The organism is Flavobacterium resistens (assembly GCF_900182645.1).
Lineage (GTDB): Bacteria > Bacteroidota > Bacteroidia > Flavobacteriales > Flavobacteriaceae > Flavobacterium > Flavobacterium resistens.
Map to the genome: position 1 here is coordinate 368119 of NZ_FXTA01000005.1, position 13269 is coordinate 381387.

At 33.5% G+C, this 13269-nt stretch carries 11 protein-coding genes; 5 read left to right on the forward strand and 6 right to left on the reverse strand.

The window, feature by feature from the left end:
- Positions 1-65: 65 nt before the first annotated feature.
- Together FN795_RS18750 and FN795_RS18755 are read right to left on the reverse strand one after the other, a co-directional pair.
- Positions 66-752 carry a tetratricopeptide repeat protein gene (locus FN795_RS18750; protein WP_142452019.1) on the reverse strand — a complete coding sequence of 229 codons (687 nt, stop codon included), beginning with the start codon at positions 750-752 and terminating at the stop codon, positions 66-68.
- A gap of 84 nt (positions 753-836) precedes the next feature.
- Positions 837-2981 (reverse strand): S46 family peptidase, encoded by a 2145-nt coding sequence (locus FN795_RS18755; protein WP_142452020.1) that lies wholly within the window; start codon positions 2979-2981, stop codon positions 837-839.
- Positions 2982-3293: 312 nt separating this feature from the next.
- On the opposite strand from FN795_RS18755, the gene FN795_RS18760 reads away from it, so the two are divergent.
- Entirely contained in the window at positions 3294-3824 is a 531-nt protein-coding gene (locus FN795_RS18760; RefSeq protein ID WP_142452021.1) for an outer membrane beta-barrel protein, read from the forward strand.
- A gap of 118 nt (positions 3825-3942) precedes the next feature.
- Here the strand turns inward: FN795_RS18760 and obgE are convergent, their stop codons facing one another.
- From obgE to hpt, 4 genes are all read right to left on the reverse strand, one after another.
- Entirely contained in the window at positions 3943-4944 is a 1002-nt protein-coding gene (gene obgE / locus FN795_RS18765; RefSeq protein WP_035650497.1) for a GTPase ObgE, read from the reverse strand.
- Positions 4945-5006: 62 nt separating this feature from the next.
- Positions 5007-6281 carry a hemolysin family protein gene (locus FN795_RS18770; protein ID WP_142452022.1) on the reverse strand — a complete coding sequence of 425 codons (1275 nt, stop codon included), beginning with the start codon at positions 6279-6281 and terminating at the stop codon, positions 5007-5009.
- 97 nt (positions 6282-6378) lie between these two features.
- On the reverse strand, positions 6379-6951 hold the full coding sequence (locus FN795_RS18775; protein ID WP_035650501.1) for an adenylate kinase: 573 nt from the start codon (positions 6949-6951) through the stop codon (positions 6379-6381).
- Positions 6952-7024: 73 nt separating this feature from the next.
- Complete coding sequence (hpt, locus tag FN795_RS18780; RefSeq protein WP_142452023.1) at positions 7025-7555, reverse strand: hypoxanthine phosphoribosyltransferase; 531 nt, start codon at positions 7553-7555, stop codon at positions 7025-7027.
- A 166-nt stretch (positions 7556-7721) separates the two neighbouring features.
- Between hpt and FN795_RS18785 the strand changes: the two genes are divergently transcribed.
- The 4 genes from FN795_RS18785 to FN795_RS18800 all read left to right on the forward strand — a co-directional run bounded on the left by FN795_RS18785 (position 7722) and on the right by FN795_RS18800 (position 13179).
- Positions 7722-8993, forward strand: a complete 1272-nt coding sequence (locus FN795_RS18785; protein WP_142452024.1) for a PQQ-dependent sugar dehydrogenase — start codon at positions 7722-7724, stop codon at positions 8991-8993.
- A gap of 196 nt (positions 8994-9189) precedes the next feature.
- Positions 9190-11292, forward strand: coding sequence for a TonB-dependent receptor (locus tag FN795_RS18790; RefSeq protein WP_142452025.1), 2103 nt, complete (start codon positions 9190-9192; stop codon positions 11290-11292).
- 19 nt (positions 11293-11311) lie between these two features.
- Positions 11312-11866 (forward strand): hypothetical protein, encoded by a 555-nt coding sequence (locus tag FN795_RS18795; protein WP_244290005.1) that lies wholly within the window; start codon positions 11312-11314, stop codon positions 11864-11866.
- A gap of 164 nt (positions 11867-12030) precedes the next feature.
- The gene (locus tag FN795_RS18800) at positions 12031-13179 is read left to right on the forward strand and encodes a 5-(carboxyamino)imidazole ribonucleotide synthase (protein WP_142452026.1); all 1149 of its coding nucleotides are present in this window, start codon (positions 12031-12033) and stop codon (positions 13177-13179) included.
- Positions 13180-13269: the final 90 nt, after the last annotated feature.

Below are 13269 nucleotides of genomic sequence, written 5' to 3' on the forward strand. Positions count from 1 at the left end.
ATTCCAATTTATTTAAATACTAAATCCTAATTTATTTTTCAGAATTCAGTTTTGAGATTTGATTATTATGCGTCAAATTTTCGTTTCAGTTCCTGTGCTTTTTTAGGATCTTTTAATTTGTTCAAATATAAATTATATAATTTTTGAAACGTGACTTTTGAATTGCCAATTTCATGTGCTTTTTTATAATTTTTTTCGGCTGCATCATAACGCTTAAAATATTCGTCGATTCTTCCTTTTGATAAATAACCATCAATTGGTGAAAACTGTGCTAATTCGTTAGAATATGAAATTGCTTTCGATTCGCTTCCTCCTAAAATCCCTGGTAATTGCAGATATATTTCAATTAAAGCCCATCTTGCCTGAACATGCTTTGGGTTGAGTTCGATTGCTTTTTCAAAAGCTTCTTTCATATCGCCAACCATTGAAAATGCTTTAATTTTATTTACTTCGACAGCATGCATCGCTAGACAACCTCCGTATTTAAAAAAATAGTCAGCAACTGTAGGTTTCAATTCTTTTAGTTTTTTGAAATATTCGGCGCCTTTTACCCAAGATTTTTGATGTGCCGCGATTTCACCCAAATACTCCAACGTTCTTAAATCTGATGGATTGTTTTTTAATATTCCCTCAAAAAGTAATTGGGCTTCATTGTATTTTTTAGACTGAAATAATTTTTCCGCTTTTTCAAAATTAGATTGCGACCAACAATACATCGGAACAATTAAAAATAATATCAGCAGCTTTTTCATATATCAAAAATAAGGAAATATATAAAACAAAAAACCCGACAAGTTTCAGAAACTGTCGGGTTTAATTTTATAAAGAAATTGAGATTATTTTGCAATCGTCAATTCATCAATAATGTTTTTAGCTCCAGCGTACTTATCGATAATCCAAAGTACGTAACGAATGTCAACATTAATCGTTCTTTGCAATTTTGGATCAAAAATAACATCTCCTGCCATTGCTTCGATATTTCCGTCAAATGCAATTCCGATTAATTCTCCTTTTCCGTTAAGAACTGGCGAACCAGAATTTCCTCCTGTAATATCATTATCAGTCAAAAAGTTGATTGGCATATATCCTGCTTTATCAGCATATTGTCCGTAATCTTTTTTGCTATTTAATTCCAATAAACGAGCTGGTAAATCAAATTCCTGATCTCCGGCTTTGTATTTTTTCACCATACTTTCCATTGTTGTATAGTTGTTGATTTTAGCATCGTTACGAGGATCAGCAGGTAAAGCGCGAACTTTTCCGTAAGTCAATCTCAAAGTTGAGTTAGCATCCGGATATTTTATTGCGTTTAATTTTGACTCTCTTAAACCTTCAACTAATTTGCGGTAAGCAATTGCAAAACCATCATCAGCTTTTGCCTGATCATCCGTTTTAGCACGGAATTTAGTCATAAGATCATTAGAAATAATATACAATGGATCGTGTACAATTGCCAATGGTTTTGGATCAGCTAAAAATGCCAATACTTTTTCTTTATTTGTAAAATAACTAATTTCAGTTGCTTTTGCTACATCTGCAGTAAAATCACCATTATTAGCAGCTTTCATTTTTGCCACCTCTGGAGCAAGTCCATATTCAGAAGCTTTTGCAGCGTATAAATTTAACTGAGCAGTTAAAACATCTTTTTCTAACGGCGCGTAAAAATCTCCATAAATACTTTCTACCAATGCATTGATTTTAGGCAACAGTTCTGCTTTTTTAGCATCGTTTTCTTTGTAGTAAGCAATTAATGCATTTCCAAGATTTGCAGGACCAGTTGCATAAGCTGATGTACGCAAAACTTGTGACAAATAATTATCGTGACGCGCTTTTAAATTCGTTTCTCTATAATAATCATTAATCGTCGGAATTACATTTTCGTATTTATCTTTATTTGCCGGCTTGCTTGCCCACTCATAGAATTTATCTTCTTGTTCTGCTTTTGTATCTGCCGTTCCAGCTTTTGTTAAAGCATCAATCATACCTTGGCGGTTTTTCCAGTAATTTGCTGTTGAAGCATATTTAGAGGCGTACTTTAAACGAACCGTCGCATCTTTATCCATATACTTTTTCATTTGGTCCATGCTAGTTTTAGCACCTTCAACCCATGCAGGATAAGCAAATTTTACATTTTGCTCAATTCCTCCAGCTGGCATCCAACGGTTTGTTCTTCCAGGATAACCTAAAATCATTGCAAAATCATTTTCTTTTACACCTTTAATACTTACAGGCAAATAATGTTTTGGTTGCAATGGCACATTATCTTTTGAATATGTTGCAGGATTTCCGTCTTTATCTGCATAGACTCTGAACATTGAGAAATCTCCCGTTTGACGTGGCCATTCCCAGTTATCTGTATCTCCACCAAATTTACCAACACTTTCCGGAGGCGTTCCAACTAAACGAACGTCTGTGTAATCTTGGTAAACAAAATAGTAATATTCATTTCCTTGGAAGAAAGGACGTACAGAAACAGTATATTTTCCGTTTTCGCTGTTTTCTTTTTCAATTAAACTGATTTCTTGCTGAATGATTTTGTTTCTTTCAGTTTCTGTCATTTGATCATTTACTTTTGACAAAATTCTTTTTGAAACATCGTCCATACGAACGAAGAAACGAACATATAAAGATTTAGGTTTCAATTCTTCTGAACGATTTTTTGCCCAAAAACCATCTTTCAAATGATTTTGTTCCGCAGTTGAAAGTTCTGCAATTGCACTATATCCGCAATGGTGATTAGTCAATACCAAACCGCTGTTTGAAACAATCTCAGCTGTACAACCTCCATTGAACTGTACAATAGCATCTTTTAAACTATGATGATTAATACTGTAGATTTCTTCAGCTGTTAACTGAAGTCCCATTTTCTCCATATCTCTATGGTTCAATCTCTCGATAAACATCAAAAACCACATTCCTTCATCGGCTCTTACAGGAAAAGCCATCAAGCACATGGTTAAGAATAAAACTATTTTTTTCATGTTATTTTATTTAAGTGATGCGAATATAGCGCATTTTCGCAAAAAAAGTAAGCATTCAACACAAAATCAAAACATAATAAATTGAATAAGGCATGATTTTGCGAAATCTTCAATTTTAGCAAGACAAGAATAAGTCATAAATTATTAAAATTTAATTCTTAAAAAGAATTAAAAACCTTCATTAAAATTATTTTAAACTTTAAAGCACAAGATTATTTGTAAAAATAAACTCCCTAAAAAATATTTAACAGATAATATATTTCCTACAAAATGATTTCGTTTAAATTTGCAGTCAAATAAATGAAATTAAAAATGAAAAAATTATTAGTAGCTGTTGTAATATTATTTACAACTATGGCAAGTGCACAAAAAAATTCAATCTTATTGGGTGGAAACATTGGATTCTCTTCAGAAAAGATTGGAGACTCTAAACTTGAAAACTTTGAATTTTCTCCAAAAGTTGGGTATCAATTTGCTGACCGATGGACTGCTGGAGTTGAAGGTTCAATAACGAATGTAAAAGTCATAGGTACTGAAAGAATTGAGAAATATAAAATAGGAAGTTTTGTACGTTATTCAGTTCCATTATCAAATATGTTCTCATTCTACACAGATTTAGGAGCAGGATATCAATCGACTAATGTCAGTGATGGGAAAGGAATGTATGCAAGTCTTACTCCAGCTTTGTTTATTAATATGAAGCAAGGATTTGGTTTAAATTTCTCTATTGGAGGAATCAACTACTCCAATCTTGATGGAAACGGTGATCCAAGACAGGAACGCTTCGGATTTAACTTTGGAAAAACTTTAAACATTGGAATTTCTAAAAACTTCGGATTATAATTTTGGACATATTTTAAGGTTAAATAGTTAAAACATTGTATATGCTTTCTATTTTTTGTCCAAAAGAAAAACCCGACAATGAAAATTGTCGGGTTTTGTATTTTATATAAAATGCTTTTTACTCGTTAAGCATTTTCCAAAGTTTATCTTTTAAATCTGTCAAACCTTGTTGTGCAACAGATGAAATAAACATATACGGAACATCTTTAAAAGAAACATCAAGTTCGGCTTTTAATTCGGCTTTTAATTCATCATCCAGCATATCGCATTTTGAGATCACTAAAAGACGTTCTTTATCCAGCATTTCAGGATTGTATTTTGTTAATTCATTAACTAAAATATCATATTCTGCTTTAATATCCGGAGTATCAACAGGAACTAAAAACAATAAAGTTGAGTTACGTTCTATATGACGTAAGAAATAATGTCCCAAACCTTTTCCTTCAGCAGCACCTTCAATAATTCCAGGAATATCAGCAATTACAAAAGATTGAAAATCTCTATACGCAACAATTCCTAAGTTTGGTTTTAAAGTCGTAAACGGATAATCAGCAATTTTTGGTTTTGCCGAAGTCAATACAGACAATAAAGTAGATTTTCCTGCATTTGGGAAACCAACTAAGCCAACATCTGCCAAAACTTTAAGTTCCAAAATGACATCCATTTCTACACCAAGCAAACCTGGTTGTGCATAGCGAGGCGTTTGGTTAGTCGAACTTCTAAAATGCCAGTTTCCTAAACCTCCCTTTCCTCCTCTTGCAAGAATCTGTTTTTCTCCGTGTTCTGTAATCTCAAAAAGTGTCTCTCCGGTTTCTTTGTCTTTTACAACAGTTCCTAGTGGCACTTCAATAATTTTATCATCTCCATCTGCTCCGGTGCTTCGATCTCCACCTCCATCTCCACCATGTCCGGCTTTAATGTGGCGCGCAAACTTTAAATGAAATAATGTCCAGAGTCCTTTATTTCCCACTAAATACACATGTCCTCCGCGACCTCCGTCACCTCCGTCAGGACCTCCTTTTTCAATAAATTTCTCTCTATGTAAATGCGTAGATCCTTTTCCTCCTTTTCCGGAAGAAACATATATCTTAACGTAATCTACAAAATTTCCTTCTGTCATTTTTTTTGTTTATGTGTAGTTTCAGTCCCGATAGCTATCGGGACTGAAACAAAATTTTATCTCTACTCTTTTAAAGCTTTTACCAAAACTTTGTCAATCTTAACACCATCCATATCGATGACTTCTAAAACGAATTTTTGCCAAACCAATTTTTCACCTTCTTTTGGAATATGCGACAACTCGGTCATAATCATACCACTAACGGTATTTACTTCGTAATCATTTGTCAATTCGTCTAACTCAAAATAAGTTAAGAAATCATGCAATGAATAATGTCCGTCAACCAACCATGAACCATCTTCTCTTTCGATCAATTGAAATTCATCTTTGTAAAATTCGGATGCATCACCAACTAAAGCTTCCAAAATATCATTCAAAGTAATCATACCCTGAAAAACTCCATATTCATCTGAAACTAAAGCATAATGAACACCTGTTTTTTTGAAATTTTCCAATGCTTTATAAGCCGTTGTCTGTTCCATTAAATAAGGCGCATCAGACATAATTGCAGCCAAATCAAAATTATCATTTTCGATGTGGGCAAAAATATTTTTCAAAGTTACGACACCAACAATATCATCATAATTATCATTGTAAACTGGATAAACTGCGTGTAAATCCTGAACAACCAATTCTTTGATTTTCGCTTTATCTTCTTTTAGCGGAAGCATATCAACAGATTTTCTATGCGTCATCAACGAACTTACTTTTCTGTCACCTATATGAAAAACACGTTCCACAATATCTTGTTCAATTTCCTGAACTTCACCAACTTCAGTTCCTTCTTTAATGATCGCTTTGATTTCTTCTTCTGTAACTTTTCCGTCAGCGGTTGGTTTTATCTGAAGAATATTCAACAAAAAATCGGTCGAAGATGTCAAGAGCCAAATAAAAGGCGCCGTAATAATCGAAATTACTTTCATTGGCATTGCAAACATTTTTGCGATCGTTTCCGGATAATTTAATCCAATTCGTTTTGGAAGCAATTCTCCCAAAACCAACGAGAAAAAAGTTAGAACAACCACCACAATTCCAACTGCAAGTGAATGAGCGTAAGGTTTTAAAACAGCAAAGCCGGAAACAAAACTTTCTACGTCTATTGTAATTTTATCACCACTGTAAATACCTGTCAAAATTCCAATTAAGGTAATCCCGATTTGTACCGTTGATAAAAATTTGTTTGGAGAATTAGCCAGATCCAGCGCGATTTTAGCCCCTTTGTTTCCTTTTTTCGCCGATGTTTCTAGTCTGTTTTTCCTAGCTGAAATCAATGCGATTTCAGACATCGAGAAAACTCCATTTAATAGTATTAGAAAAAATATTATTAGTATTTCCATTTTTAAGTTTAAAGTTAAAAGCCAAAAGTTAAATGTTTTTCAGAACTTATTTTAATTTCCTTCCAAACATTTAACTTTTAACTTCAAACAGGTTTTGTTACAAATTATCTATAACCGATGTTAATCTTTCTGTAATTTGTTCAATTGTTCCAATACCATCTACGGCATGAAATTTATTTTGTTCTTTATAATATCCAATTAATGGAGCTGTTTTTTCGTTGTACTCCTGATATCTTACACGAATTTTCTCTTCGTCCTGATCATCAGCTCTTCCGCTTGTTTTTCCTCTTTCTAGTAAACGTGCTACTAAAATTTCATCATCAGCTTCTAAAGCAATTGTAGCAGTTACGCTTGAACCAATTGTTGGCAAAAATTTGTCTAAAGCCTCAGCCTGATCGATTGTTCTTGGATAACCATCAAATAAAAATCCTGCTGTGTCAGGGTGTTTTTTTACTTCATCAATTAACATTGCAGTTGTTACTTCGCACGGAACTAATTCTCCGTTGTCCATAAAAACTCTTGCTTTTTTTCCTAGTTCAGTATCATTTTTTAAATTGAAACGAAAAATATCTCCCGTTGAAAGGTGTGTTAAATTGTATTTTTCTTTTAAAAATTCTGCCTGAGTTCCTTTTCCTGCACCAGGCTTTCCAAATAAAACGATGTTAATCATAATGACTGTTAGTGTTGCGACTTCTTACTTTTAAGAAGTTTAAAATGAATATATAGTTGTGTTTGTTTTTAAATTATTCAGCTAATTTATAAATCTCTGTCAGGTTTCTTCCAAGACCATCGTAGTCTAATCCGTAACCAACAATAAATTTATTCGGGATTCTGATTCCGATATAATCTATTTTAATATCTTTTTTATATGCTTCTGGCTTAAAGAATAACGTTGCAATTTTAAAATGCTTTACATTTCGTTCTTTAAATAAATGTTTTAACTCTTCGATTGTGTTTCCGGTATCAATAATATCTTCAATGATAACAACAGTTCTGCCTGTCAAATCCTGATTGATTCCTATTAATTTTTTTACTGAATTTGTGCTTTCAGTACCTTCATACGATGCCATTTTTATAAATGAAACTTCGCATGGTTTTTTATATTTTTTCAAAAAATCGGAAACAACCATAAAGGCTCCGTTTAAAACTCCAATAAAAATTGGCGTATCATCTCCAAAATCGTCTTCTACCTGAGCCACTAATTTGGTTAAAGCAAAATCAATTTCTTTAGCCGAAATAAACGGAACAAATTGTTTATCGTGAAGTTGTATCATTATTTTTAAATTTAAAATAATGGACAAAGATACAGAATTACAACTTAACTGTAAGTATCAAAATAAACTGTCTGAGTATTTTTTAAGCACATTAAGCATATGTTTTCGAAAAAAATCTTTTAAATTTTAGTAAATTGAGGCCTTTTAAACTTTAATACAAACCTCAATGAAAACCACAATACAAATCTTTTCAGCATTCCTGATATTAACAGCCTGTCAAGGACAAGTAACAAAGGAAGAAAAAGAAACTTTAGCTAAACAACCTGCAATTGTTGTAAAAACTGCAATAGGCGACCTCACCCTGCCACCTCCATACGCAACCGAATCAAAAACGAAAAACAGTAAAGTTATTGGCTGGCCAGAAGGAAAAACGCCAATAGCACCAGAAGGTTTTACCGTAACAAAATTTGCTGATGGTTTTAGTAATCCTCGCTGGAGTTATATAGGTCCAAACAATGATATTTTTGTTGTTGAAAGCGGAACAAGAACGAGTAAAAATCAAATTATAATTTTGCGCGACACTGACAAAGACGGAACTTATGAAACTCGAGAAGTTTTTTTAAAAGACCTTAACCGACCTTTAGGAATGTTAATTTTAAAAGACTTTTTTTATGTTGCCAATACTGACGGACTTTACCGTTATCCTTATAAAAATGCACCTTTAAAATTAGAAACTCAAGGAACCAAAATTGTTGAATTACCAGCTGGCGGATACAACAATCACTGGACGAGAAGCTTGCTTACAAATCCTGAAGAAACAAAAATTTATATTGGTGTTGGCTCAGGAAGTAATGTTGGAGAAAACGGAATGGATAAAGAAATTCGCCGTGCTGCCATTTTAGAAATCAATCCTGACGGAACCGGCGAAAAAATTTATGCTGACGGACTTAGAAACCCAATGGGAATGGATTGGAATCCGGCCAATAAAAAAGAACTTTGGACTGCAGTAAACGAAAGAGATGAACTTGGCGACGATTTAGTTCCAGATTATATTACGAGTGTAAAAAGAGGCGGTTTTTACGGATGGCCTTATTCGTATTTTGGAAGTATTCCTGATCCAAGATTAAAAGGCGAACGAAAAGATTTAGTGAAAAAAGCTATCGTTCCTGATGTTCCAGTTGGTTCCCACACCGCTTCTTTGGGATTAGCTTTTTATACCAAAGATGCTTTTCCTGCTAAATATAAAAATGGTGCTTTTGTTGGTCAACATGGTTCTTGGAATCGTTCTAAAATTTCAGGATATAAAGTTTTATTTGTTCCTTTTAAAGATGGAAAACCTTCAGGAAAACCAGAAGATTTTTTAACCGGATTTATTTCTGATAATGATAAAGCGGAAGTCTACGGACGCCCAGTTGCCGTTACAGTTATGAAAGACGGTTCACTTTTGGTGAATGATGACAGCGGAAATACGATTTGGAAAGTTACGGCGAATAAATAAATTCCAATTTTATTCTTTTTTGTCATTTCGACGAAGGAGAAATCACACTAGAAACTCCAAAATGAAAATCGCCAATCTTTGTCGAATCCCGAGTGTGATTTCTCCTTCGTCGAAATGACAAGATTGTTTTTAAACTTTGTGCTCCGCACCAAACCTATACATTTTCTGCATTTTTTTCATATTTAAGAAACCTTTTATGTTTTCAAAAAAATATTGCTTTTTTCTTCTTGTTCTAATTGTTTGTCAAAACATTTTTGCACAAGATGGAAAAAGCAACTCTATTGATTCAGTAAAAACCCAAAAACTAAACGAAGTTTTAATCAGTCCGCTTCATATTAATCGGGATTTACAGAATAGTCCGGCTTCGATTGGTATTTTATCGGAAAAAGAATTGCTTCGAAATAATACCACAGATATCAGTAATGTCATTAATACTATTCCAGGCGTTTTTATGCAATCGTCAAATATTACCACAACCCGAATTTCGATTCGCGGGATTGGTGCGAGAACTCCATACGGAACCAATAAAATCAGAGCTTTTTACGGAACTATTCCGCTGACTTCTGGAAACAGTGAAACCGTAATTGATGATATTGATCTTCAAAACATCAATCAAATTGAAGTTATAAAAGGTCCGCTTTCGAGTATTTACGGCGCTGGATTGGGTGGAGCAATTTTAATTTCACCTCAAACATTAAAAAAAGAAAATTATCAGGCTGAAGTAAGTTCTGTGTTTGGTTCTTTTGGATTATTAAAAAACAGAATCAGTTTTGAGTTGAATGAAAAAAGTAGTTCTTTAAATCTTAGTTATCATAATTTAAAGACAGACGGCTGGCGACAAAATAGTGCTTACGATCGGGAAGGAATTACGCTTGGCGGAGAATTATTTAGAAAGAAAAACAGCAAACTGACTTACTTTTCTAATTATACTTATTTGAAAGCTTACATTCCGAGTTCGATTAATAAAACGACTTTCGATAATAATCCACAAGCGGGAGCGCCGACTTGGGTTGCTTCAAAAGGATTCAAAGAATACAAATCGACTTTAGGAGGATTAGCTTATGATTTTTCAATTAATGAAAACTTAAAAAATTCGACTTCAGTTTTCATCAATTATAAAGACAGTAACGAACCACGTCCTTTTGATATTTTGCGCCAATATACTTTTGCTTCGGGCGCGAGAACTCAGTTTTCAGGAGATTTTAATATCGGAAAAATCAAAAATCAATTTATTGCTGGTCTGGAATATTTCAGAGACAATTACAGCGGAAATACTTTCCAAAACTTATATCAACAGAATAATGGAAATGGAAGTTTACAAGGTAATCAGCTTACTGCAACCAATCAAAAAAGAGATTTTTACAATGTTTTTTCTCAAATCAGAACTTTACTTTCGGAACATTTTGAGATTCAAGCAGGATTAAATTACAACAAAACCAAATTTGAATTGCAGAATGATTTTCCTGCTTCCGCAAATAATCCAACGGAACATTATAGTTATGACGGCATTTTTTCGCCACAACTTTCCTTTTTATTTAAACCGAATGAAATCCAAACCTTTTATTTTTCTATAAGCCGAGGATTTTCTCTTCCTGCGACCGAAGAGACTTTAACCTCAACAGGAAATATCAATCAAAACATAAAACCAGAAACAGGTTATAATTTCGAACTCGGAACTAAACTTCATTTTTTCAATAAAAAACTTTATACCGAAATTGCAGTTTACCGAATGGAAATTAAAGATTTATTAGTTGCCAAAAGAATTGGTGATGATCAATACGAAGGTGTAAATGCCGGAAAAACGTTTCATGAAGGAATTGAGATTTCATTACATCACAATTGGCCAATAAATCGAATTTTTACTTTAAATTCTTATGCAGGAACATCAATCGGAAATTATGAATTTAAAGAATTCGTCGACAACGGAAATGATTTCTCTGGAAACAAACTAACCGGAGTTCCAGCCAATACAGCAAACGCAGGTTTTATTCTAAATATGAATTCTGGATTTTATTTTTCAGCCGATTTTCAGTTTACCGATAAAATCCCAATGAACGATTCGAATGCTAATTTTTCTGATTCTTATTCGCTTTTGAATTTAAAAACGGGTTATCAATTCGAAATTTTATCTGGTTTAAAAGCGCATTTAGACGCAGGAATCAACAATGTCACAAATGAAAAATACGCTTCGATGATTTTGACCAATGCAACCGCAGTCGGAAATGCTCAACCAAGATTTTATTATCCAGGTTTACCTATTAACTATTACGGAATTATCTCATTAAATTACTTATTTTAGCTTAGTATTTAAATATTAAATGATGCTTTCTGAATTGCAAAAAAAACTCGATTATGTAAATGCTTATAGAGAAAATCGTCTCAAAACGGCACAAGATGTTTTAGAAAATCCTTCCCTTTTTAGTGAATTGGTTTCGATTTGCTTTTCGCCCGAAGACAAAAACAATCATAAAGCCTGCTGGATTTTAGAATTTGTGTCTTATGAAGAATTGCTTTGGCTTCAGCCGCATCTTGATTTTTTCTGTTCGAATCTAAAAGTTTTAAAAGATGAAAGTTCCATGCGTCCAATTGCAAAAGTTGTTCAGCTTTTGGTAAAATCACATTATAAAAAAAACGAAAACTCTATAAAACTATCTGAAGAAAATCTGCAAGACTGTATCGAAGCTTCTTTTGATTGGTTAATTAATGATACCAAAGTCGCCACAAAAGCATATTCCATAAGAACTTTATATGTTTTAGGAAATCATTACGACTGGATTCATCCCGAACTAAAAGTGATTATTGACAAAGATTTCGGAGATCACTCTGCCGCGTACAAAGCCGTTGCCAAAGAAGTTTTGAAGAAAATAAAATAGTTTTTTTGATAGCCGCTAATTCACGAATTTTTTCTTTCACTTTTCGTATAAAAATATAATTCGTGAATTGCTTCGCCAGTCGCTATCGCTCGAGTCGTGGCAAAAAAAACTAAATTTTGGCTAAAAAAAGATTAAAAGGTATCTTTGCAAAAACACAACACAAAATGAATTATTTTTCTTCTGATTTTAAATTAGGAATATTAGGCGGAGGACAATTAGGCAAAATGCTTTTGTTTGATACCAGAAAATTTGATATACAAACTTACGTTCTTGATCCGAGCGATGAAGCGCCGAGTAAAATTGCCTGTAACAAATTCTTTCAAGGTGATTTAATGGATTATGAAACGGTTTATAATTTCGGAAAACAAGTCGATGTTTTGACTTTTGAAATCGAATTGGTAAATCTTGAAGCTTTAACGCAATTAGAAAACGAAGGTCTAAAAGTATATCCGTCTCCAAAAACTTTAAAAGGAATTCAGAATAAAGGTGTTCAAAAAGATTTTTACGCTAAAAACAATATCCCAACCGCGCCTTTCGAAAGATTTGAAAATTTAGAAAATCTAAAATCTAAAATCAGCGATCTGAAATTACCATTTGTGTGGAAATGTACCGAATTTGGTTATGATGGAAATGGTGTAAAAATAGTTCGCCAAGTTTCAGATTTAGATACGCTTCCAAATGTAGAATGCATTGCAGAAACTATGGTTCCGTTCAAAAACGAACTGGCGGTAATTGTGGTCAGAAATCCATCCGGAGAAATGAAAACCTATCCTGTTGTAGAAATGGAATTTCATCCAGAAGCCAACCAAGTTGAATACGTAATCTGTCCTGCAAGAATTGACGAAAAAGTAGCCGAAAAAGCCAGAGCAATTGCTCTACAAGTTTCAGAGAATTTTAATCACGTTGGCCTTTTGGCTGTTGAAATGTTCCAGACTCAGGACGATGAAATTTTAGTAAACGAAGTTGCTCCTCGCCCACACAATTCTGGACATTATTCTATTGAAGCAAGTTATACGTCACAATTCGAAAATCATTTACGCGCTATTTTAGATCTTCCTTTAGGAAACACAGACAGTAAAGTTGCCGGAGTTATGGTAAATTTAGTAGGTGCCGAAGGTTTTTCAGGAGATGTAGTTTATCAAAATATTGAAACCATTTTAGGATGGAATGGCGTAACACCACATATTTACGGTAAAAAGCAAACGCGCCCTTTTAGAAAAATGGGTCACGTGACAATTGTGAATGAAGATATGCAGGAAGCAAGACGAATTGCTGAGGAAGTTAAAAATACTATCAGAGTGATTAGCGCTTAGTAATTAGTGATTAGTCGCAGTCACAGTTTTCAGTTCCCAGCAAAAACTTGAAACTTTAAACCTGAAACAAAACACAACAAAAATAAAAAC

Bases quoted from the DNA above. Each gene is read 5' to 3' on its own strand.
- FN795_RS18750 (WP_142452019.1), bottom strand. From the start codon at position 752: ATGAAAAAGCTGCTGATATTATTTTTAATTGTTCCGATGTATTGTTGG.
- FN795_RS18755 (WP_142452020.1), bottom strand. From the start codon at position 2,981: ATGAAAAAAATAGTTTTATTCTTAACCATGTGCTTGATGGCTTTTCCT.
- FN795_RS18760 (WP_142452021.1), top strand. From the start codon at position 3,294: ATGAAAAAATTATTAGTAGCTGTTGTAATATTATTTACAACTATGGCA.
- obgE (WP_035650497.1), bottom strand. From the start codon at position 4,944: ATGACAGAAGGAAATTTTGTAGATTACGTTAAGATATATGTTTCTTCC.
- FN795_RS18770 (WP_142452022.1), bottom strand. From the start codon at position 6,281: ATGGAAATACTAATAATATTTTTTCTAATACTATTAAATGGAGTTTTC.
- FN795_RS18775 (WP_035650501.1), bottom strand. From the start codon at position 6,951: ATGATTAACATCGTTTTATTTGGAAAGCCTGGTGCAGGAAAAGGAACT.
- hpt (WP_142452023.1), bottom strand. From the start codon at position 7,555: ATGATACAACTTCACGATAAACAATTTGTTCCGTTTATTTCGGCTAAA.
- FN795_RS18785 (WP_142452024.1), top strand. From the start codon at position 7,722: ATGAAAACCACAATACAAATCTTTTCAGCATTCCTGATATTAACAGCC.
- FN795_RS18790 (WP_142452025.1), top strand. From the start codon at position 9,190: ATGTTTTCAAAAAAATATTGCTTTTTTCTTCTTGTTCTAATTGTTTGT.
- FN795_RS18795 (WP_244290005.1), top strand. From the start codon at position 11,312: ATGATGCTTTCTGAATTGCAAAAAAAACTCGATTATGTAAATGCTTAT.
- FN795_RS18800 (WP_142452026.1), top strand. From the start codon at position 12,031: ATGAATTATTTTTCTTCTGATTTTAAATTAGGAATATTAGGCGGAGGA.